The following is an 18,517-nucleotide window of genomic DNA, read 5'->3' as shown; positions in this document are numbered from 1 at the left end:
TGATCAAGTCAGAGCTCGACTCCTCGAACTCTGAAGTGATTTACCTCACGTTTGAACATCAGATCGTCCGTTGTGGGTAGGCGCCTGCATTTATGGTGTCGGCCAGCGCGGATGCGCCCCGTGCGGCGGACGCCTCGTCTCCCCCGGGCTACGATCGGCCCGGTGAGCAACAGCGCATCGCTGGCCGGAGCTTTCGACGAGCTGGCCGCCGGCTACGACCACGGACATCACGAGGAGATCGCGCGGGCCTTGATCGCCTGGGTGGACCCGGGCCCCGCGCAGACGGTCGCCGATGTGGCGTGCGGCGCGGGTGCCGTCGCCCTGGAGCTCGCCCGGCACCGGCCGGTCACCGCGCCGGCCGTCCTGGCCGTCGACCTGTCGCCCGGCATGATCGTCACGGGCCGTCACCGCGCCGCCGGACTGGTCGCGGACACCGCGATCGACTGGCGGGTCGCCGACGCCGTGCCGCTGCCCGTCCCCGATCACTCCCTCGACGTCGTGCTCTGCGCCTCCTCGCTGCACTTTCTCGGCCGTCGGGCCCCGCAGGACTGGATGCGCGCCCTGCGCCCGGGCGGCAAGGTGGGCTACACCCTGCCGCTGGCGACCCATTTCCGCCCCTCGGAACTCTTCGCCAGACACGTCGCCCCCGATGTGCCGCTCCCCCGCACCGCCGAGGACGCGAGTGCCTGGGCGACGGCATGCGGCTTCACCGGGGCCGCCTCCCGCGTCCTCGACCTCGGCACCCGCCGGGTCGCCGTCACCGTGGCGAGCAGTCCCTCCGGACGCTGACCCGCCGGTCAGCGCGTACGGCCGTCGGTGCGCTCGGACGCCTCCAGATAGGTCGGCCGGCGCGCGTCCCACGCACGGCGCAGCGGATCGCGGACCGTGCGGACAACCAGTCCGACCGGGGTGACCACCGCGAAGTACAGTGCGGCGAGCGCCAGTCGACGAGGCCCCTCAGTCCATCGGGATCGCGGCACGCCAGTCGCCCTCCTCCCGCCACTCGGGCTGGTCCCGTTTGTCCAGGAGGTAGTCGCCGAGGACCAGCAGATCGATCCGGGTGCGCATGAAACACGCGTACGCCTCCCGGGCGTCCCGCACGATCGGCTCCCCGCGCACATTGAACGACGTGTTCACGAGCACCGGACAGCCCGTCCGCTCCCGGAACGCGGTGAGCAGCGCGTGGAAGCGCGGATGGTGCTCGGCCGTCACGGTCTGCACGCGCGCGGAGCCGTCGACATGGGCGACCGCCGGGATCGTGGAGCGCGGAACGCGCAGCAGGTCCAGGCCCGCAGCATCTTCGTCCCCGGGCCCGGGCTCCCGCCGTCGCGCCGCGGCGACCTGCGCGGTCAGCAGCATGTACGGGCTCTCCTGCGGCAGGTCGAACCAGTCCTTGGCGTCCCCGGCGAGCACCGCGGGCGCGAACGGCCGGAAGGACTCCCGGAACTTGGTCTTGAGGTTGAGCGTGGACTGCATCGCCGGATCGCGCGGGTCGGCGAGGATCGACCGGTTGCCGAGCGCCCGCGGCCCGAACTCCATCCGCCCGTGGCACCAGGCCACCACCCGGCCCGCCGCCAGCTCCGCCGCGACGCGTTCCACCAGCTCCCGCTCCGGCAGCCGTACGGCCGGACAGCCGGCCTCGGCCAGGAAGTCCTCGATCTCCCGGTCGGAGCAGGCGGGTCCGAGCAGGGCGCCGGCCATCGCGTCCGAGCCGCTGTCCACATGGGCGCGGGGCGCTCCCCTGCGGTGCGACTCGGCGAGGGCCGCGCCGAGCGCGCCGCCCGCGTCCCCGGCCGCGGGCTGCACCCACAGCTCGTCGCACACCCCGTCCGCCAGGAGACGCCCGTTGGCGACGCAGTTCAGCGCCACCCCGCCCGCCAGGCACAGCCGGCGCTCCCCGGTGCGCTCCAGCACCGTACGGGCCAGCCGTCGCAGCACCTCTTCCGTGACCTGCTGCACCGACGCCGCCAGGTCGAACTCCCGCTGGGTGAGCGGGCCTTCGGGGACGCGGCGCGGTCCGCCGAACAGCTCCTCGAAGGCCCGGCCGACCATGGTCCGCCCGTACTGGAAGGTGAAGTACCGCAGATCGAGCCGGAACGAGCCGTCCTGCTTGACGTCGATCAGCCGCTCCCGGATGAGCGGCGCGTACCGCGGCACGCCGTAGGGCGCGAGGCCCATCAGCTTGTACTCGCCCGAGTCGACCCTGAAGCCGCAGTAGTACGTGAACGCCGAGTACAGCATGCCCAGCGAGTGCGGGAACCGCAGGTGCGCGAGCGGGACCAGCTCGGTGCCCCGGCCGTGCCAGAGCGTGGTGGTCTCCCACTCCCCCACGCCGTCCACGCACAGCACCGCCGCCGACGGGTAAGGGCTCGGGAAGTACGCCGACGCCGCGTGCGAGGCGTGGTGCCGGTGCGCGACCACCGGAGGAAGCGGCCGTCCGGGCGCCAGTTCCCGCAGCCGTGCACGGACGTCGTCCAGGGCGCGCCGCTTCCAGCCGGCCCATTCGGGCCAGGCCCGGCGGAACACCGGGAAACCACGCGGGGCGGTGGCCAGCCAAGTCGCGAGCACCCGGCGGAACTTCAGCGCCGGGTCCTCGTAGAAGGCCACCGCCGCCAGCTCGTCCAGGCGCAGCCCGGCCTCGCGCAGACAGGCGGCCACGGCATGGGCGGGAAAGCCCGCGTCGTGCCGGCGGCGGGTGAACCGCTCCTCCTGCGCCGCCGCGACGGGGACGCCGTCGGCCACCACGGCGGCGGCGCTGTCGTGGTAGTAGGCGGAGATGCCCAGGACGGGGCCGTTCGGACCAGCGGCATCGGGTGAACGCGCCATCTCAGAACAGCGGGTAGACGGAGGCGTCGTCCTCGGGCTGCGGGCGCAGACCGGACGGCGGGTCGGCGGACGGCAGGTCGGCGGACGGCAGGTCGGCGGGCGGGGCGGCGGTGGCGGGGCCTCGCCGGTGCGCCCGGCGCAGCCTGGAGGCCAGGCGGCGCACCGCCGACACGGGCGCCCGATCGCGGTCGTCGTGGGCCTCGTCGTGCGGGGACTCGGGCATCAACGGCTCCTCACACCAGGTCGAGACGGTCGGCCAGTTGCCGGGCGACGAGGTCGTAGCCCAGGTCGGTGCAGTGCACCCGGTCGATGAACAGCCAGTCCTCGGGCCCGGCCGCCTCGCCCAGCGCCACGTTCATGTCCAGGAACGGCACTTCCAGACCGGCGCACCCGGCCGCCAGCCGGTCGGCGTAGGCGCGGCCCACCGCCATGGTGGAGATGTCGTTGTGGAACCGGCGAAAGTTGGACACCTCGTCCAGCTCGTCGAAGAGCAACTGCTCGCGCGGCAGCGGCACTTCGCGCACCCAGGGCGCGAGCGGCTGCAGTACGAAGGTCAGCCGGGCGCCGAGACCGTCCGCCAGGGTCTTCCACACTCCGAGGTGACGCAGCGTCAGTTCTGTTGCGTGCGCGACCCGCTGGTCCGGCGGTGGTACGACGTCGGGGGCGGGTCCGCAGTCGAAGAACGCACCGTGCCGGCCCTGCTTCTCCTGCGGCAGCCGGCTGAGCACCAGGTTGTTGACGCCGGACAGCAGCACGATGTCCTCGACGGGCGGAAGCTCGTGCAGGAAGAGGGTGAACAGAAGCAGTTCCTGGGCCGAGTTGTGGCTCTGCCCGGACATGTTCAGCCAGGGCAGCCGGGGTGCGTGGGCGTTCCACAGCCGCGCGGAGATGGTGGCGGCGTCGCCGGTGGCGCCCACGCCGAAGACCGCGGAGCTGCCCGCGAGCACCCGCGCGGTGCCGTCGGGGCGGTCGTCGCCGACCGTGGCCCGCTGGCCTGCGGGGCCGGGCGTCACCCGGAAGCCGTGCCGGTCGGTCGTGGAGACAGGGGTCTTCTCGTTGCCGTACTGGAAGTACCCCAGGTAGGGCTGGTCCTCCAGGAGGAAGGTGTAGTGCTCCATGTGCGGGGCGAACTCGGCGCGGGGCGAGGTCATCGCGAAGGGTCTCCCGTGGCGTGGGTGGGTCGGACGGCGTGCGCTCAGCGGGCCGGTGCCGGGGGCGGCGGCTCGGGCAGGGAGCCGGGGCGGTCCTCCCGGATGAGGTCGGCGTTGATGGCCATGCCCGCCAGCCCGCCGCTGGCGGCGGCCATCGCGGCCTGCTGCATGTTCCGGCCGAGGTCGCCCGCCACGTACAGCCGGGGCAGGCTGGTGCGGCCGCGGTCGTCGGTCTGCACCGACACCAGGTCCGGGGCGTGCAGCCAGGGGCGCAGCGGGGCCACCCGGGGCTCGGTCTCCAGGTGCAGGAACAGGGCGCCGTACCGCCCGGTCCGACCGTCCTCGAAGACGACCTCGACCCCCTCGGGATGCGGCTTCAGCTCGCTGACCCCGTCGGTTATGACGGGCACGCCCGCCGCGACGAGCCGATCCTTCTCGTCCTGCGGGAGCCTGCGCCCGTCGGAGAGGTACGTGATCTCGTCCGACCACACCGTCAGGGTCGCCGCCAGGCACTCGCTGGGCTCGTTGCCGCCGTACACGGCGAAGCCGCGCTCGCGCACCTCCCAGGCGTGGCAGTACGGGCACTCGAACACCGACCTGCCCCACAGTTCCGCGAGGCCCCGGACCGGGGGCAGCACCGAGCGCACCCCGGCCGCGTACAGCAGGGTACGGGCGTGGAAGGTGCCGGACTCCTTGGTGGTGACGGCCACCCGGTCGCCGTCGGGCTCGGCCGACACCACCTCGTCGTCGCGGAACGTCACGTCGTAGTCGGCGAGTTGGGCGCGGGCGCGGGCACGGAAGTCCGCGATGGAGGCCCCGTCGTTGGTGAGCACGTTGTGCATGACCCCGGCCGCCATGTTGCGGGCGTCCCCCGAGTCGATCAGCAGCACCCGGCGGCGTGAACGGCCCAGGTACAGGGCGCCGTTGAGGCCGGCCGGGCCGCCGCCGACGATCACGGTGTCGTAGAGCTGTGCGTCCAAAGGTCACCCCTTGTCGAGAAGGTCGTCGTGCGGACAGGTGCCGGCGGGCGGGACGGGGTCCTCGTGCAGCGTCGCGAGCAGCAGCAGCGCGCCGAGGGCGAGGACGGTTCCGCACACCACGAAGACGGCGGGCACGGACAGGGTGGCGGCGAGCAGACCGCCGAGGGTGGCGCCGACCGGCATGGAGCCCCAGGAGCAGAGCCGGGACACGCTCATCACGCGGCCCTGGAGCTCTTCCGGGGTGAGCCGCTGGCGCAGCGACATCACGGGGATGTTCCAGCCCATCATGAAGACGCCGTTGACGGCCAGCACGAGTGCGGCGAGCACCGGCTGCCGCACCAGACCCAGCACGGCGTACGAGGCCCCGGACGCCACCAGGGACCATCGGGCCAGTCGTACGGTGGTCAGCCGGTCGGCGGCCCTGGGTGCCAGCCAGCTGCCCGCGACGGCGCCCACCGAACCCGCGGCGAGCAGCAGACCGTACCCGGTGCCGTCCAGCCCCAGGGCGCGGTCGCTCAGCAGCACCAGCATGGAGAACGTCGCCGAGAACACCAGCCCGTACAGCGCGCTCGCCGCGAGGGTGAGCCGCAGGGTGCGGTGGCCGAGGACGAAGCCGAGGCCCGCCCGGATGTCGCGCAGCATCCCGCCGCGCTCCCCGCTCGGGCCTTCCGGGCGGCCGGCGCGGACGAGTGGGGCGAGGCCGAGGAGCGGCAGTGCGGCCAGCGCGTACATCGTGCCGCCGGCCGCCATTGCCGCCGCGGAGGCCAGCCCGACGAGCAGGCCCGCCAGGGGCGGTCCGGCCATCTCGTTGAGCACCGTCTGCGTCGCCGACAGCCGCCCGTTGGCGCGCTCCAGTTGCCGCTCGTCCACCAGCCGCGGCAGCATCGCGGGCGCCGCCGTGTCGGCGAGGGTCTCCGCGACCCCCAGCACGAACGCGAGCGCGTACAGCAGCGCCAGGGGGCGGTCGTCGGCCAGCACCAGGGCCGCGGCGAGCAGGGCGGCGGCGCGCACCACGTTGCTGCCGAGCACGATCAGGCGCCGGTCCACGCGGTCCACCAGGACGCCCGCGGGCAGTGCGAACAGCAGCCAGGGCAGCATGTTGACGGTGGTCAGCCCGGCGACGGCCGCCGGGTCGGGGTGGTGCGCCACGACCAGCAGCGGCAGCAGGGTGCGGGCGATGCCGTCGCCCGCGTTGGAGGCGGCGGTGGAGGCCCACAGCAGGCGGAACGGACGGCCCAGGTCCGTGCGCCGGTCGGGTCCGGCCGCGGGCCGGGCGGTGTCAGTCAACACCGTTCCCTTCCGACCCGCTGCCGTCCGACCACCGGCGCAGGCCCAGCAGCCGCTCGCCCAGGGGGCTCAGCCGCGCCGGCCCCCACAGCAGCGCCTCGTCCTTGCGTACGCCGCCCTCCGGGGGATGCGGCGGAATCCGGTCCCGCCAGAACCGCACCCGGCTCTCGCGCAGTTCGGCGTGTTCCTCCCAGGCGGGCGCCATCGTCAGGTACTGCGCCATGCGCACCCGGCTGTCCGAGACGTTCGGGTGCACCCCGTGCGGCAGCAGGCTGTTGAAGATGATCAGGTCACCAGGTGCGACCCGGGGCATGGTGATGGAGTAGCCGGTGATGTCGGGTGCGTACGGGTCCCGGTCGGCGGGCTGTTCGCTCAGCCACTTCTCCCACTCGGTGAAGATCTCCGGCACGCACTGGAAGCCGCCGATCTCCTCGTCGCCGTCGGTGAGCGAGAGCACCGCCTGACAGCTCACCGGCAGCGGGTCGGTGGAGGTGTCCACGTCCCAGTGGATGAACCCGTGGAAGGCGCGCGGCCCTGTGTTGGGCGGGTTGACGTTGGCGAAGTCGATGGTGACCCACAGGTCGGGGCGGTCCCAGATGTCCGCGAAGGCGCCGTGGATCCGCGGGGTCTGCCGGACGTCCCACTGCGCCTGATGGTTGTACATCTCGACCAGACCGCTGTGGCCCGGCAGCCGGTCGTTGCCCGTGTGCGGTGAGGTCCACGTGGTGGGGTCCTCCAGGCGCATGTCCAGGAACGCGCACAGACCCTCGACGAGGGCGGCCACGGTCTCCCGCGACACCGCCTGACGGACGATCACATACCCCTGGGTGGTCCACTGTTCCCAGTCCGCGGGGGACAGCACGCGCAGCGGCTGGGTCTTGTCGATGTCACGCAGTTGAACGACGGCCACAAGCTCTCTCCAGGTCCTGATGCTGGGGGCGGGGCGGTTTGTCACTCGACGATCAGGCGGTGTTCGGGCAGCGCCACGGCGTCCAGCTCGGTGCCGGTGAGCAACTCCAGTGCCTCGTCGAGGCGGTTGAGGATGGGGCGTCCGCCGCCGTTGGCGCTCGTGTTGATCAGTACCGGCAGGCCGGTGCGCGCGGCGACCGCGTGGCACAGCCGGTGCAGCAGGGGCTGGACATCGGGCCGTACGGTCTGCAGCCGGGCGGTGCCGTCGATGTGCCGCGCCTCGGCGAGCTGCCGGGCACGGTCGGGCCGGACCCGCACCGCGAACAGCATCGTCTCGGCGTGGTCCACGGGTCCGGTGAAGTACTGGTCGGCCAGTTCCTCCGGGCAGATCGGCGCGACCGGCCGGAACCACTCGCGCTGCTTGATCGTCTCGGAGACGTACCGGCGCGCGCCGCTCCAGTGGGCGGAGACCAGCAGCGACCGGTGGCCGAGGGCCCGCGGCCCGGTCTCCAGGCCGCCCTCGAGCCAGGCCACGCACCGCCGGTCGGCGAGCAGGTCGGCGACGCGCTCGACGAACTCCTCGTCGTCGGCGGCGCGTTGTGTGGACCAGCCGGGTCCGGCCGGGGTGGTGCTGTCGGCGTCCAGCGCCTCCAGGCCCGTCAACGGTGGTCCGGCGTAGGCCAGTGGCGCCCAGCGCGTACGGCCCAGCAGCGCCGGGCGGTCGGCCGGGTCGGCGACGGCCAGCGCCGCGCCCAGCGCGATCCCCGAGTCGTCGCAGCAGGTCGGGACGGACACCCGGGTGAACTGGCCGGACTCGGCCAGGCGGGCGTTGGCGGTGATGTTCAGCGCGCAGCCGCCCGCGTAGCAGAGCGTGGCGTAGCTGGGGAACCGGCGGCTGATCCCGGTGACCAGCCGGACCAGGTCGCCTTCCACGGCGCTCTGCAGGGTGGCCGCCAGATTCCGGCAGACCCGGTCGTCGGGCGAGGTGCCGACCAGGACGGTACGGCCGTCCGCCGCGCGGATCTCGTCGGGGAACACCGAGCTGAAGGAGTGCACGACGTCGTCGTCCGAGGAGTCCGCGAGACCGGCGTCCAGATACCCGCCGCTCACCGGGTCGTACTCCCACCACGTGTCGCCGTAGCGCAGCGCGGTCCCGGCGAGCAGGTCCTCGGCCAGCACCTCGTACAGGTCCGGTGCGGCACGCCGGGTGGCCTGGGGTACGAGCATGACGCGCAGCACCGGCAGCAGGGCGCCGTCGGTGTCCCCGGTGGCCGTCAGCCCGAGCAGTTTGCCGGTGTCGAACTGGCTGCCGTGGACGCGGCGGGCCAGCGCCTCGAAGACCAGGCCGAAGCGCGGGCCGCTGCGGTTGTCGAAGGACATCACCGGGGTGAGCTGGTCGCCGTCGCCGAGGCAGACCATGCCGCACTCGGCGTAGTTGCCGGTTCCGTCCAGGGCCAGCACCAGGGCCTTGCGCGCGCCGGAGGTGTAGTACGCCAGGGCGGCGTGCGCGTAGTGGTGGCGCACCGCGGTCAGGGTGATGTCGCCGAGGCCCTGGGCCAGTGGCCAGTCCAGCGGCTTGATGACCCGGGTCACGGCCTCGGCCAGGCCGGTGGCGCCCGGGGCCGCCCAGCGGGCGTCGCCGTTGACCAGTTCGACCAGCGCGGGCGGCAGCACCTGGCATCTCGGCGTGTACCAGTCGGCCACGGCGATCCGCGTCACCGGGCTCGCCGCCCGCTCCCGCAGCTCGCCCAGCCACTGGGCGGCGGCCGCCGGGAAGGCGCCGTTGCCGCCGCACACATGGCGCAGGCCCAGTCGGCGCTCCGCCTCGATCACCCGGTAGCCGCTCGCGTCGGTGAGCGCCGCCCCGGCGTCGTGGCCGAAGTGCATTCCGATCGTTGCCATGGAACCAGTCACCCTTCCTGGCCCGGACCTGGGTCGCGGGAGCCGGGTCGTGGATCGGCGGGCCGCCGCGCGCGCGACGGCCCGTCACGGAGTTCGTCGGGGCCGGGGTCAGGTCAGGGTGGCGAGGCTGCGGGTGTGGTGGCGCTCCAGCAGGCCCTGAACCACTTCGCGCATGTAGGCGCAGTAGCCGGGCGACATCACCTGGATCGAGCCGTTCTCCTCCTCCAGCGCGCCGGCGGACCCGCCCGAGCAGGTGCCCTGCAGCTCACAGCCCTGGCAGCCGGGGCCGTTGGTGTAGGCACGCATGCCGTAGTCCTGGTAGGCGGGGGAGGTGAAGATGCCGCGCCAGTCGTCGATGGAGCCCAGCTTGCGGGCGGTGGCCTTGCAGGCGAAGACGCTGCCGTTGGGCTCGATGGACAGCTGACGGCCGACGGCCGGGCAGGTCTTGTAGTCGGCCTGCTCGGCCCACTTGGCCTCGTCGATGATCATCAGGAAGGTCTGGTACCAGTAGCCGCTCAGCTGGACGCCGCGCTCGCGTCCGTAGTCCACGGCGGCCAGCAGCCGCTGTGCCACGTCGTGCGGGCTGTGCTGCTGGAAGAACTCCTTGGCCTGGAAGGACACGATGACGTCCAGGGCGTCCAGGCCGGCCTCGGCGACGAAGTCGATGAGCGGGGTGCCCCACTTGTCCCAGGTGTACTGGGAGAGCACGGAGGTGATGCTGACCGGGACCCCCGCGGCCTTCATGTCGAGGATCGCCTTGCGGACCACCGCCCAGGGGGTGCGCTGCTGCTGGCCGCCGCGGAACTCGCCGGTCTCCGGGACCAGGTAGTCGATGGAGACGGTGGTGTCGACGTGGTGCTCGGCGAGCGCCGCCAGCAGTTCGTCGTCGATGCGGGAGCCGTTGCTGGTCAGGTCGTAGGAGAGGGTGACCCCGTCGTGGCGGTCGCCGAAGGTGCGCAGGACGTGCAGGATGGTGCCCCGCGCCAGGGTGGGCTCGCCGCCGAAGAACGACACGGTCAGATGGCCGCCGCCGTTGGCCTTGCGTAACGCGATGGCCTCCTTGACGGTCTTCTCGGCCACCTCCCGCGACATGTGCATCGAGGGGTTGCGGCTCTCGTCCGAGCCGTGGTTCCAGTCGCCGCGGGCGAGGGTGGGGCCGGAGTCCGCGCGGCCGGGGACGTCGTCGCGCGAGCGGCGCAGTTCGACCAGGACCGGTCCGGGTTTCACCGACTCGCCGGAGGTGTTGCGCTCCTCCACGCCGCCGTCGAAGTTGTAGGCGAAGCAGCCCCGACAGGAGAAGTTGCAGGCGTTGGTGAGGACGAGCTGGATGGAGGAGTGGAACACGCCGCTGCCGAGCACGTCACGCCGGCTCTCCAGCAGGGTGTCGATCTCCCTGGCCTCGTCGTGCCCGGCCTCGACCAGGAAGCGGGACTCCACGAGGTCGCGCAGCGAGTCCTCGTCCACGCGTGCGCGCAGCCGCTCCCAGCTGATGCCCTCCGCGGCCTCCCGGAGCAGTTCCACGATGTCCCGGTCGATCAGCCGCGCATTTCCGAAGAGTGAATGAAAGGCCATGGTTCGTTCGTCGCCCGCATATGCGTCGAGCCGACCCCCGAATGAGCTGAAATCCTGATCGTTCGCGGCACGCAGAGTGCGGACGTAGCGCGAGGACTGGTACATCGAATTCTGCATGGCTGAAGCCTTCTCCCTGCGGGGCACGAATTCCGGCGCGACCGACGACGCGGCCACGGGCGCACGGCACGACGCGGTGCAGCGCGACCACGGCGTCGGGGAAGTCGGGAAAGGCGCGCACCGGCGGCACGGCCGCGGGGGCGGTTCGCTCACAGCTCGCGGCCCGGCGCGCGACGGCACCGGGGCCCAGCCGACGGGCGGGCCCCGGGGTGGCTCAGCCCTTAGGCCGGCTCACACTCTTTCCGCTGCTCAGCGGAGGTCGAGACGGTCTCCACCTGCTGACGCGCGGGCGTGATCGTCGGGGCGTTGCCCTTGTCCGGCGACACGAACGCGCACGGACGGGGGGACGACGCGCTGACGGGACGGACGACCTTCCTGACTTCGGCCATATGGCCCTCCTCGGTGGGTACGGCACACAATGCGCCTTACTGAAGCAGAAGACGGAGAGGCCTATGAAGACGCGAACCGGCCAGGGTGGAATGACTGTTTCTCACGCGGCCGACCGGCCTTTTCGATCATTCGATATCCGCCGCGCGACTTCCTACATGCCGCATACATCTGTCCACTCAGGCTTTGATCAAGCGTGCGAAAGCGCGCTTATGCCAAAGGGGTTGTTTCCGGCCCCTCACGGAGGCTGAACACGGCGGCCCAGCTTGCGGCCCCATGCGTGGCTCGGAGCTTCGATGTGACGGTACGTCAGGAGGCACAAGGGCAGCAGCACGGCGAAGAACGCCGCCTCCAGTGCGAGGTTCTCCTGCCACCGCCGGGCGATCGTGCCGCTGATCACCGCCAGCAGGACCGGGTGGACCAGGTAGACGGAGTAGCTGATCACTCCCAGCCCGGTCAGCAGCCGCGGCAGACGCCGGCGGCGCAAGGACAGGCCGATGCCGAAGGTGAGCACGGCCAGCAGGAACGCCAGGATCCAGCCGCGCCGCGTGAACAGGTCCCCGTCGCCGTACCGGTAGGCACTCCATACGGCGCAGCCGACCACCACCATCGCCGTGCCCGCTGCGCACCACCAGGTGCTCTGGCCGTGCTCGGCCCGGTGGACGGCGGTACCGAGGAACATCACGGCGAGGATCATCAGGCCCTCCCACAAAGGGACCGTGCCGTTGAACACCAGGACGAGCGCCAGAACCCCGCCCAGCACTCCCCCGAACACGCGAAGTCTGCGTGATGCGGCGCTCGCACAGCAGACGGCGACCACCATGGCGGTCGCACCGCATGCGATCAGCGGGCCGGTCCCGGTGACGCCCGACAGGGCGGAATCCTGGAGCACCACCCCGGCCGTCGTGCCGACGGCGCCGAGCACGGCCAGGGTGACGGCGACCGCCGCGGGCTGCTGCACCCGGACGGTGAACAGGGCGACGACCAGCAGGTAGAAGGCCATCTCGTAGGAAAGCGTCCACAGGACCAGCAGGACACTGGGCGTCCCGAGCAGCTCCTGGAGCATGGTGAGGTGGGCGACGGCCACCGCCCCGCCGCTCTGCGCCCCGAGGTCCCGTATCTGCGCGACCCCGCACAGCCCCAGCACGAGACTGACGGCAACGACCGCCGCCCACAGCGGGTAGATGCGGAAGACCCGCACGATCCAGAACGTCCGGACGCAGCCGTGACGTTGCAGCGACGCGGGGATGATGTAGCCGCTCACCAGGAAGAACACCATGATGCCGTACCGGCTGAGGCTGAACTCCGGCAGCAGCTCCCGCCTGAACTCCGCCATGAAGACGTACGAGGAGTGGTCGAAGGCGACGACGAGTGCCGCGATGCCCCGCAGGGCGTCCAGCCAGCCCAGCCGCGCGGGACCAGTCACGGGGGACGCGGACAGTGGTCGCATGAACGCTTAGCGTAAGGGGATCAGTAGGGCAGGCCTTCCGCGGCCGCGCGCAGGGCGGCGTGCAGGCACGAGGCGAGTTCGCCGTCCGAAGCGCCGGGGTCCTCCTCGCAGCGCAGGGCGAAGTCCTCGGCCGCCGCGCGCAGGGCACCGTTGAGGGTGGCCGCGTGCACCCTCACCCGCAGATCGCCGGCGTCGGCGCCGGATCGCTCGGCGAGGAGGCCGGCGAGGACGGGCAGGGCGTCGTCGTGCGCCTGGAGCCATACGGCGCGCAGCGAGGGCTCGGTGCGGGTCATGCGGATGAGGTCGAGGACGGCGGGGTCGGCGGTGGGCAGGGTGCCGTGCCGACAGGCGTCGGTGAGGAACCCCAGCAGCGGAGTCTCGCGCGGCCAGTGGCGCAGCGCGTCGACGGCGAGGTCGAGGCCCGCCGTCAGCAGGGGTCGTACACACCCTTCCTTGCTGGGGAAGTGGCGCCACAGCGTGCGCGTGGAGATACCGACGGCCTGGGCGATCTGGTCGCCCGTCGTACCGGTGACGCCCTGTGAGGTGAAGAGGCGGACGGCCTCCCTGGCGATGTCCAGGCGCAGCGCGCTCCTGCGCCGTTCGCCGAGTGACGGCCTGGAGGCCGGGTCCGTCGCCGCCTCGCCCGAAGGTGCCGCATCGCGCACCGCTCGCCCCACCACCCCTGTCCGACCGTCGCCAGGAGCATACCGAGAGCGCGGGAAATGGCACTCTCCGACATCTTGTCACTGAGTGACACGCGACCCTACTCTCTCGATGTGACCGACAAGTAACTACCGCTTTCGGTCAGCGACTTCAGCGATGCCCACGGCCGCCGACCGGGCGGTGGAGCCGCCGCCGGGTGCCCAGCGAGCGCACGGCGACGACAGCCGCCTGAAGCCGCGCCGGCCGCCCCACCGGGCAAGGCCGACGGCGTGCGACCAGGCCGTCCGTACCGATCGACAGTCAGCCCGCCCCCGTTCAGGACTGCCTGAGCACTCGACAGCCCACGGCGCCGCGCAGCCGACGCCGCCCGGCGATATCGCCGCGCCTTCCGACGAAGCAGGGAGTGAGCCGCATGACCCCACCCCGCGCCACCACCGACCAGCCGGACCCGCCTGCCGTGGAACGCTCCTGCCCGCAGGGACCCTTGATCCCGGCAGGCCGCAGACCGGCCCTCCCCCGCCGTGGCCGCGCCCTGACCACCGCGCTGGCGGCCCTGGCCTGCCTGACCGCGCAGGGCATCGCCACGACCGGCGCCACCGCCGCGGACGAGGTGGTCTCGCGGGGCGTCCCCATCCCCGCCTTCTACCAGCCGCCCGCCACCCTGCCCTCGGCGGACGGCGCCCTCGTCCGCACCGAACCGCTTCGGCTCGCCCTGAGCCTGCCCGGCCTCGACGGCCGTCCGCTGCCGGGCACCGCGACCCGCCTGATGTACAAGTCCACGGACTCGGGCGGCGGCCCCGTCGCGGTGACCGGCGCCTACATCGAGCCCTCGACCGCATGGAAAGGCACCGGTCCGCGCCCGCTCGTGGCCGTGGCGCCCGGCACCATGGGGCAGGGCGACCAGTGCGCCGCCTCCATGGGTCTGGAGCACCCCGTCGTGCTGAACGGCGAGACCGTATCTGTCGGTTACGAGGACCTGGCGATCTACCGGCTGCTCGCCTCCGGCGCGGCGGTGGTCGTCACCGACTACGCCGGGCTCGGCGCGACCGACCGGCTCCACACCTACGTCAACCGCCTCGACGGCGGACACGCCCTGCTGGACGCCGCACGCGCGGCCCGTTCGGTCGCCGGGGCGTCCGTCACCGCCGACTCCCCCGTCGGCCTCTTCGGCTACAGCCAGGGCGGCGGCGCCAGCGCGGCGGCCGCCGAACTCCAGCCGACGTACGCCCCGGAACTCAAGCTCGCCGGCGCCTACGTGGGTGCTCCCCCGGCGAATCTGTCCGAGGTCGTCGACGGGATCGACGGCAGCGCCCTGGCAGGCGCCCTGGGCTGGTCGCTCAACGGCTTCCTCCAGTCCGACCCCGAACTGCGGACCATCGCCGACGCCCACCTCAACGCCGCCGGCAAGGCCGCCCTGCGCGACCTGTCCACGATGTGCGTCGGTGACGCGATCTTCGGCTACGCCTTCGAGAAGAGCACCGCCTGGACCACGAGCGGCAGGTCCGTCACCGACATCGTCGCAGGGGAGCCGAAGCTCCGGGCCGTGCTCGACAGCCAGCGCATCGGCCGGTTGAAGCCGACCAGCCCGGTCCGCGTGGCGACCGGCGTCCAGGACGACATCGTCCCGCACGCCCAGGCGAGGCAACTGGCCGTGGACTGGTGCCGCAAGGGCGCCGACGTCACCTACGACGCGATCAACCTGCCCGACCTCGGCGACGGGCTGCTCACCAACCACCTGGTGCCGCTCCTCACCGACCAGGGCGACGCCATCGCCTGGCTGAGCGACCGGCTCTCCGGCAAGGCCGTCACCTCCAACTGCTGGACGATGCCGCTGCAGCCCTGACGCTCCCCATGTCGCGCAACCTTCAGGTTGCACATCACTTCTCGATGTGCAACTCTGAAGTTGCACCTGACGACGACATTCGAGGAGCCCGTCATGAGCGAGGACCGCATCGAGCGCGAAACCCTGATCTCGGCGCCCCTGGAGCGGGTCTGGACGCTGGTCGCCCAGCCAGGGTTCTGGGTGGCCGACAAGGCGAGCCTGCCGGGCACGGTGGCCAGGGAGGGCGAGACGATGGTGGCGAAGAACCCCGAGCACGGGGACTTCCCGGTGCGCGTGGAGAAGGTCGAGCCGCCGACCTACCTGGCGTACCGCTGGACCAGCGCCTTCCCCGGCGAGGAACTGCGCGAGGACAACTCCACCCTGGTGGAGTTCACGTTGACCCCGGAGGGCGACGGGACGCGGCTGCGCGTCGTGGAGAGCGGGTTCGCCGCGCTGGCAGGTTCGCAGGAACTGCGCAGCCAGAACCACAAGGACCACAGCGCCGGCTGGCCCCTGGAGCTCGACGCGCTCAAGTCGCGCGCCGAACAGCCCGCGGCATGACGGAAGAACGACCCGGCGCCGAGTCCGTCGACAGCGTCCTCGGCGCCCTGGCCGACCCGACACGGCGCCGGCTGCTCGACCTGCTCGCCGAGCACGGCGAGGCCACCGCCACGACCCTCGCCGGGCAGCTTCCCGTCTCACGGCAGGCCGTGGTCAAGCACCTCGCCGTCCTGGACACCGCAGGACTGGTCTCGGCGAGCCGGGTCGGACGCGAGGTGCGCTACGCGGTGCGTCCCGCGGCGCTGGACACGACCGCGCGCTGGATGGCCTCGCTCGCGTCCGAGTGGGACCGCCGGCTCGCGCGCATCAAACGGATCGCCGAGGCGGCGGAACAGGACCCGGACGATCCCGCACACCCCGGCTGAGAGAAGCAGTTCATGGACACGGCACCACTGCGGGACGCCTACGACACACTCCTCGACGCGGCGGCCCTCCCCGACCTCGGCGAGCCGCCCGACGGCGGCTGGAACGCCGACCTGATCCTGGCTCATCTCCTGAGCGTCGACGCCTCGATCGCGACGGTCGCCCTGAGCGTGGTCGCCGGTGCCCGCCCCGCCTTCGACAACCGGATCTGCCTCGACCACCGGAACCTGCGCCGGATCGTCGCCGAGCACTCGGGACGGGCGGACCTGATCGCACACGTCCGCGGTCAGGCCGACCTGCTGTGCACCATCGCGGACCGGCTCAGCGAGGAAGCCGCCTCGGTCCTCGTACCGTCGCTGCTGCTGTCCAATGACACGGTCCTCCTGGACCAGCCGGTCCCGCTGGCAGCCCTGGTCCAGGGCCTGGCCGACAACCACGTACCCGAGCACACGCGACAACTCCTCGCGCTCGACCGCGGGCCGTCACGAACAGCGGCGGTCATTCGGCCCTGATGCTGTCCACGTACACCACACCCTCGGCCGGGCCGCCGCTGCCGTGGCCGAGGTACAGGTTGAACGTCGCCACCTTGGCGAGGTGGGCCGCGTCGAGCACCTCGCCCGCGTGCGCGGTGTCCCAGGGGGCGGGCCTGAACTCGCTGAAGGGCGCCCGGATTTCGCGTCCGGTCGTGTCGGACAGGGGGACGTTGTACTCGAAGTAGGCGCCGTCGGACACGATCTGCAGCGTGGCGCCGTTCGCCGAACCGTCGCCTTGCAGCCACAGCACCAGCGCGGAGAAGGCGGTCCAGTCCGCGTCGACGGTCTTGCCGATGCCGGTGTATCCGGCGCTGCTGAAGTCGTACGAGTAGGCCAGGCCGTACGAGCCCGAGGCCTTGTGGTCGGCCGACAGGGTCGTGGTGTTGGCGTTGACGTGGCTGTAGGCCTCGCTGAGGGTGGCGTCGTCCCCGGCGTACCCCTCGAAGTCGTCGACCCATCCGGCAGGGAGGGGGGCGACCTCGCCGAGGAGGACGAGGGCCGAGTCAGTGAGGGTCCTGCCGTTCACCCGGGCGTCCACCGAGAGGGTCACCGACCGGTTGTCCAGCCAGAACGGGTCGATCGGCCAGTCACCGCAGTGGAAGCCGTCTGCGTCGAGGCGGAGCTGCCGGGCACGTCCGCCGTCGACCGAGTAGGTGACCCTGCTCGCCGACGCATGCGTGACCCGCACCCGGACGGTGGCCTCGGCGCTCGTCAGCCGCTGCCGGTCCGTGGGGGTCACGAGGTGCATGAACGGGGCGTTGCGGACGGCGGTGGTGCGCGCGGCGTACACGCCTCGCAGGTCACTCGCGAACACGGTGTAGGGGTCCTGGGCGTAGCGGACGAAGTCCGCGTGCAGGGCGTGGCCCGGGGTCGGCACGTAGGAGCGGGTGCTGCCCCCGAAGTTGGCCCAGGTCTCCATGTAGGTCACCCGGCGGGCCAGCGGGTCCGCCTCGATGGCGCCCAGCAGCTTCGTGAACCACTGCGGGTCACGGCCTTCTTCCCCGCTCTCGCCGAACTCGGTGTAAGCCGGGACCTTGCCTTTCTCCTCGGCCAGGCGGACCACCATCGCCAGGTCCTGCACCAGGCTCTCCAACCAGGCCTCCGACCCGGCGGAGTTGTCGTAGGCGTCGTAGCCGAGGACGTCGACGTAACCGTCGCCCGGGTAGGTCTTCAGGTAGCCGGCCGGGTCGCCGCCGAAGCTGGAGTTGGGCGAGTACGCGTAGAGCAGGTTGCGTACGTGCTTGGTGTCCCGCAGGTATTCGACCGTGTAGCGGAAGATCTCGACGTACTCCGCCGAGGTGGTGTGGCCGGCGCCCCACCAGAACCAGCCGCCGTTGTTCTCGTGGAAGGGCCGGAAGACGACGGGGATCAGGGTGCCGTCCGGCCGCCGTGCGCCCTTGACCGCTTTAGCGATGCGGTCGAGGAAGGCGTTGAACTGCGTGTGCTTGGCGCCTCCGGGGAGGATCTGGCTGACGACGCGGCCGGACGTGTCGTAGAAGTTCTCGCCGGTGACGAAGTTCGGCATATGGGCGCTGAGCGTGTTGATCCCGCCGAGGGCGTCCGCCTGACGGATGCACAGGCTGAGCGCCGCGATGTTCTCGGCCTCGGTCGCGTCCTTCCTGCCCGGGCGTTCGTCGCCGTCGAGGATCAGGGTGTCCCAGCCGAACAGCGCGGGGTGGTCGCCCACCGCCGCCTTGGTGTCGGACGACTTGCCGTCCTGCGTGGTGAAGGTGACGCCGTAGGACAGCGCGTGCTGGTGGCCGAAGAGGATGCCGCTGCCCTGCTGCCGCATCAGGTACGCGAACAGCGCGCGCGTCGCGGCCGTCGCCTTGTCGTCGACGATCCGGACCGGCATCGGCGCGCCGGCCGGCACCGCAGTCGGGGTCGCCGCCGAGGCCATGGGTACCCCGGCGCCCGCCGCCATGGCGGTCGTGGCGCCGAGGAGGACGAACGAACGGCGGTTCACGGCAGGTCTGTGCATGGCTGTCTCCTTG

The 18,517-nt window shown here is 72.0% G+C and carries 17 protein-coding genes; 5 read left to right on the top strand and 12 right to left on the bottom strand.

The genetic code is table 11. The annotated features are described in order from the left end of the window. Positions 1-162: 162 nt before the first annotated feature. Positions 163-789 (top strand): class I SAM-dependent methyltransferase, encoded by a 627-nt coding sequence (locus tag RKD23_RS37100; protein ID WP_424857744.1) that lies wholly within the window; start codon positions 163-165, stop codon positions 787-789. Between the two features lie 8 nt (positions 790-797). Here the strand turns inward: RKD23_RS37100 and RKD23_RS37095 are convergent, their stop codons facing one another. The 11 genes from RKD23_RS37095 to RKD23_RS37045 form a co-directional block, all read right to left on the bottom strand. Then, the gene (locus RKD23_RS37095; RefSeq protein WP_424857743.1) at positions 798-980 is read right to left on the bottom strand and encodes a hypothetical protein; all 183 of its coding nucleotides are present in this window, start codon (positions 978-980) and stop codon (positions 798-800) included. Continuing rightward, the gene (locus tag RKD23_RS37090) at positions 958-2,826 is read right to left on the bottom strand and encodes a carbamoyltransferase family protein (protein WP_424857742.1); all 1,869 of its coding nucleotides are present in this window, start codon (positions 2,824-2,826) and stop codon (positions 958-960) included. Before RKD23_RS37090 ends, RKD23_RS37095 begins: the two co-directional genes overlap by 23 nt. A 1-nt stretch (position 2,827) precedes the next feature. Then, positions 2,828-3,049, bottom strand: coding sequence for a hypothetical protein (locus RKD23_RS37085; protein ID WP_424857741.1), 222 nt, complete (start codon positions 3,047-3,049; stop codon positions 2,828-2,830). A 10-nt stretch (positions 3,050-3,059) separates the two neighbouring features. Beyond that, entirely contained in the window at positions 3,060-3,977 is a 918-nt protein-coding gene (locus tag RKD23_RS37080; RefSeq protein ID WP_424857740.1) for an Inducer of phenazine A, read from the bottom strand. Between the two features lie 44 nt (positions 3,978-4,021). Further along, positions 4,022-4,957 (bottom strand): NAD(P)/FAD-dependent oxidoreductase, encoded by a 936-nt coding sequence (locus RKD23_RS37075; protein WP_424857739.1) that lies wholly within the window; start codon positions 4,955-4,957, stop codon positions 4,022-4,024. A 3-nt stretch (positions 4,958-4,960) separates the two neighbouring features. After that, on the bottom strand, positions 4,961-6,244 hold the full coding sequence (locus RKD23_RS37070; RefSeq protein WP_424857738.1) for an MFS transporter: 1,284 nt from the start codon (positions 6,242-6,244) through the stop codon (positions 4,961-4,963). Continuing rightward, positions 6,237-7,154, bottom strand: coding sequence for a phytanoyl-CoA dioxygenase family protein (locus RKD23_RS37065; RefSeq protein WP_424857737.1), 918 nt, complete (start codon positions 7,152-7,154; stop codon positions 6,237-6,239). The genes RKD23_RS37070 and RKD23_RS37065 overlap by 8 nt, the downstream gene beginning before the upstream one ends. 41 nt (positions 7,155-7,195) lie before the next feature. Next, positions 7,196-9,055, bottom strand: a complete 1,860-nt coding sequence (locus RKD23_RS37060) for a carbamoyltransferase C-terminal domain-containing protein (RefSeq protein ID WP_424857736.1) — start codon at positions 9,053-9,055, stop codon at positions 7,196-7,198. Between the two features lie 108 nt (positions 9,056-9,163). Next, entirely contained in the window at positions 9,164-10,627 is a 1,464-nt protein-coding gene (locus RKD23_RS37055; protein ID WP_424857735.1) for a radical SAM protein, read from the bottom strand. A gap of 742 nt (positions 10,628-11,369) precedes the next feature. After that, on the bottom strand, positions 11,370-12,581 hold the full coding sequence (locus tag RKD23_RS37050) for an acyltransferase family protein (RefSeq protein WP_424857734.1): 1,212 nt from the start codon (positions 12,579-12,581) through the stop codon (positions 11,370-11,372). Positions 12,582-12,601: 20 nt separating this feature from the next. Next, entirely contained in the window at positions 12,602-13,246 is a 645-nt protein-coding gene (locus RKD23_RS37045) for a TetR family transcriptional regulator (RefSeq protein ID WP_424857733.1), read from the bottom strand. 410 nt (positions 13,247-13,656) lie between these two features. Between RKD23_RS37045 and RKD23_RS37040 the strand changes: the two genes are divergently transcribed. The 4 genes from RKD23_RS37040 to RKD23_RS37025 all read left to right on the top strand — a co-directional run bounded on the left by RKD23_RS37040 (position 13,657) and on the right by RKD23_RS37025 (position 16,502). Then, positions 13,657-15,087, top strand: coding sequence for a lipase family protein (locus tag RKD23_RS37040; protein WP_424857732.1), 1,431 nt, complete (start codon positions 13,657-13,659; stop codon positions 15,085-15,087). Positions 15,088-15,180: 93 nt separating this feature from the next. After that, entirely contained in the window at positions 15,181-15,627 is a 447-nt protein-coding gene (locus tag RKD23_RS37035; protein ID WP_424857731.1) for an SRPBCC domain-containing protein, read from the top strand. Further along, positions 15,624-15,992: an ArsR/SmtB family transcription factor gene (locus RKD23_RS37030; protein ID WP_424857730.1), complete on the top strand. Its 369-nt coding sequence runs from the start codon at positions 15,624-15,626 to the stop codon at positions 15,990-15,992. Before RKD23_RS37035 ends, RKD23_RS37030 begins: the two co-directional genes overlap by 4 nt. Before the next feature lie 12 nt (positions 15,993-16,004). After that, entirely contained in the window at positions 16,005-16,502 is a 498-nt protein-coding gene (locus RKD23_RS37025) for a hypothetical protein (RefSeq protein WP_424857729.1), read from the top strand. Here the strand turns inward: RKD23_RS37025 and RKD23_RS37020 are convergent. Further along, positions 16,489-18,504, bottom strand: coding sequence for a glycosyl hydrolase (locus RKD23_RS37020; RefSeq protein ID WP_424857728.1), 2,016 nt, complete (start codon positions 18,502-18,504; stop codon positions 16,489-16,491). The two genes, RKD23_RS37025 and RKD23_RS37020, sit on opposite strands and share 14 nt — an antisense overlap. Between the last annotated feature and the right edge of the window lie 13 nt (positions 18,505-18,517).

This window comes from Streptomyces sp. SAI-170 (assembly GCF_049739565.1).
Lineage (GTDB): Bacteria > Actinomycetota > Actinomycetes > Streptomycetales > Streptomycetaceae > Streptomyces.
The sequence above is the reverse complement of the archived record's forward strand: the minus strand, read 5'-3'. Positions and strand labels throughout refer to the sequence as shown.

Excerpts from the sequence above, each read along its gene's own strand:
- RKD23_RS37090 (WP_424857742.1), bottom strand. The coding sequence starts at position 2,826 with ATGGCGCGTTCACCCGATGCCGCTGGTCCGAACGGCCCCGTCCTGGGC.
- RKD23_RS37085 (WP_424857741.1), bottom strand. The coding sequence starts at position 3,049 with ATGCCCGAGTCCCCGCACGACGAGGCCCACGACGACCGCGATCGGGCG.
- RKD23_RS37080 (WP_424857740.1), bottom strand. The coding sequence starts at position 3,977 with ATGACCTCGCCCCGCGCCGAGTTCGCCCCGCACATGGAGCACTACACC.
- RKD23_RS37060 (WP_424857736.1), bottom strand. The coding sequence starts at position 9,055 with ATGGCAACGATCGGAATGCACTTCGGCCACGACGCCGGGGCGGCGCTC.
- RKD23_RS37055 (WP_424857735.1), bottom strand. The coding sequence starts at position 10,627 with ATGGCCTTTCATTCACTCTTCGGAAATGCGCGGCTGATCGACCGGGAC.
- RKD23_RS37050 (WP_424857734.1), bottom strand. The coding sequence starts at position 12,581 with ATGCGACCACTGTCCGCGTCCCCCGTGACTGGTCCCGCGCGGCTGGGC.
- RKD23_RS37040 (WP_424857732.1), top strand. The coding sequence starts at position 13,657 with ATGACCCCACCCCGCGCCACCACCGACCAGCCGGACCCGCCTGCCGTG.
- RKD23_RS37035 (WP_424857731.1), top strand. The coding sequence starts at position 15,181 with ATGAGCGAGGACCGCATCGAGCGCGAAACCCTGATCTCGGCGCCCCTG.
- RKD23_RS37030 (WP_424857730.1), top strand. The coding sequence starts at position 15,624 with ATGACGGAAGAACGACCCGGCGCCGAGTCCGTCGACAGCGTCCTCGGC.
- RKD23_RS37025 (WP_424857729.1), top strand. The coding sequence starts at position 16,005 with ATGGACACGGCACCACTGCGGGACGCCTACGACACACTCCTCGACGCG.
- RKD23_RS37020 (WP_424857728.1), bottom strand. The coding sequence starts at position 18,504 with ATGCACAGACCTGCCGTGAACCGCCGTTCGTTCGTCCTCCTCGGCGCC.